The organism is Sphingobium tyrosinilyticum (assembly GCF_042654265.1).
Lineage (GTDB): Bacteria > Pseudomonadota > Alphaproteobacteria > Sphingomonadales > Sphingomonadaceae > Sphingobium > Sphingobium tyrosinilyticum.
Genome location: NZ_JBHSFZ010000009.1, coordinates 1 through 1656, shown reverse-complemented (window position 1 = coordinate 1656; position 1656 = coordinate 1). Strand labels below are relative to the sequence as shown.

The window sequence follows — 1656 nt, the reverse complement described above, 5'->3', positions numbered from 1 at the left end:
CTTTCAAGCGACATCGGAAAGAGTCCCCTTAGCGACACCTAAAACTGGCCCCCTTTCATAATGGTTCGTTGCCTGCTGGTTCAAGCGACGGAGTGGCCTTTTGCAAAAGGCCACTCCGTCGCTTTTCGCGCAATCGGTAGCTGTCGCCGCGTATCGTGATGACGTGGCTGTGGTGAAGAAGACGATCCAGGATTGCGGTGGCCACCACCGGATCGCCAAAGACGGTTCCCCATTCTCCCACGCTGCGGTTGGAAGTGATGAGCATCGCTCCTCGCTCATAACGGCGTGACACTAGCTGGAAGAACAGATGCGCGGCGTTTGGGTCGAACGGGAGGTAGCCCAGTTCGTCCACGATGAGCAGCTTAGGTTTGGCAAGGAAGGCGAGGCGCTCTTCAAGTCGCCCTTCGCCATGGGCTTTTACCAAGGCGGCAACCAGCGCCTGCGCGGTGGTGAACAGCACGGTATGGTTCTGGCGGATCACCTCCCGGCCCAACGCGATCGCCAGGTGTGATTTGCCCACGCCCGGTGGACCCAGCAGCAGCACTGCTTCTCCATGGGCGACCCAGCGGGCCGTGGCGAGCTCCCGTATCTGAAGGGGATCGACGCTGGGCTGGGCGTCAAAGTCGAACCCGTCAAGTTCGCGGGCATGCGGGAAGTGAGCGATCTTCATCGCCATCTCTACCCGGCGCTCGTCCTTGCGCGCGATTTCGCGCTCACACAGGAACGCCAATGTCTCGCGCATGGTCAGATCCTGCCGCGCGGCCTCATCGAGCAACGTATCGAGTTGGTCGCGGATAGCGGTGAGCTTCAGCCGGCTCAGCCAGCCCAGCAGCGTTTCATGGTCGATAGCCATCACCAACGCCCTCCTGCCAGCTGCTCATATTCAGCCAGGGGGCGCAGCAACTCGGGCAGATGCAGCCGTGGCTCCTCGAAGGTTTCGGCACGCCGCACAGGACCGTTGGCGCCCGCAACGCCGACAAAGTGCGCAGGGTCTGTCAGCCGGCGATGGCGGCCCGCAGCCTCGGCATGTTCGGCAACCAACCGCCCCGCATGGAAGACCGACACACGTCCAGCACTGACTGTTACCTGCACGGTTTCGCCCACCAGGCGCCAGGGAACCGAGTAGGCGTTCGTATCGATCTCGACGGCACAGTCGCCGTGCACCTTGCGCACCAGCTCGCGGATCTGCCGGAACGGCGGCCGGCCATTCAAGGGCCTGAGCTTGCTCGCCTCGTCACGGACAAAGCGCTGCAGCGGGGGTTCCCCGGTCGAACCATGGCAGCGTAAATCCGCGATCTCGCGCATCCACCAGGCCAGATGCTGCTCCAGTGCCTCCATGCTGGCAAAGCCATGACCCGCTAGTGCATTGTTTTTTACGTAGCCGACGCCGCGCTCGTCCTTGCCTTTGGTGCGAGCACGATAGGGCGCGCATGCCCGCGGCCGAAAGCCCCAGTAACGTGAGAAAGCATGTAGCCGATCGTTGAACACAACTTCCCGCGTCGCCGCGTCATGGCGCGTGACCAGCGCCGCCGCATTATCCAGCAGCACCTCTTCGGTTACGCCGCCAAAATGGCGAAAGGCTGCCTCCATGCCATCGAACCAGGCCGACTGCCGCTCATGGCGGAATGCCATCGTGAAGGGGCGGCGGGAATAGCC

Annotated in this window: 2 protein-coding genes; both read right to left on the bottom strand. The window is 62.7% G+C overall.

The annotated features are described in order from the left end of the window. Window positions 1–55: 55 nt before the first annotated feature. Complete coding sequence (gene istB, locus ACFO3E_RS07095; RefSeq protein WP_380803472.1) at window positions 56–853, bottom strand: IS21-like element helper ATPase IstB; 798 nt, start codon at window positions 851–853, stop codon at window positions 56–58. Continuing rightward, on the bottom strand, window positions 853–1656 hold an 804-nt coding region (locus ACFO3E_RS07090; protein ID WP_417765090.1), incomplete at its 5' end, for a Mu transposase domain-containing protein. The genes ACFO3E_RS07090 and istB, both read right to left, overlap by 1 nt.

Bases quoted from the DNA above. Each gene is read 5' to 3' on its own strand.
- istB (WP_380803472.1), bottom strand. From the start codon at position 853: ATGGCTATCGACCATGAAACGCTGCTGGGCTGGCTGAGCCGGCTGAAG.